This window comes from Mesorhizobium sp. Mes31 (genome assembly GCF_024519675.1).
GTDB lineage: Bacteria > Pseudomonadota > Alphaproteobacteria > Rhizobiales > Rhizobiaceae > Mesorhizobium.
The window spans coordinates 1-391 of sequence record NZ_JALJRL010000077.1; the positions used below are offsets into that span (position 1 = coordinate 1).

1 protein-coding gene is annotated in these 391 nt (G+C 64.2%); it reads left to right on the top strand.

The window, feature by feature from the left end; genetic code table 11:
- Positions 1-126 precede the first annotated feature (126 nt).
- Positions 127-391: DUF736 family protein (locus NR193_RS33375; RefSeq protein ID WP_256754901.1), on the top strand; the 265-nt coding region annotated here is incomplete at its 3' end.

Here is a 391-nt window from a genome sequence, read left to right on the forward strand (position 1 = left end):
AGCCGTTCCTGCGCCGTCCTCCGCGTTGCTCCGGTCGCAAGCGATGCGTCGTCGGTCGCCTCCGGCCAAGTGATCGCCATCGAGGCCGCATGGTGCGGGCTCGGGAACAGAAAATGGAGACTTACAATGGCTACCATCGGCACCTTCAAGAAGTCCGCCTCGAACGAATTCACCGGTGAAATTGTCACCCTCAGCGTCCTGGCCAAGAACGTGCGCATCGTCCCTGACACACGCGCCACTGGCGAGAACGCTCCCAGCCACCGGGTGCTGGTCGGCCGCGCCGAGATCGGCGCCGCATGGTCGAAGACCTCCAACGAGGGCCGCGACTACCTGGGCCTCAAGCTCGACGATCCGAGCTTCAACGCCCCGATCTACGCCAACCTCTTCGACG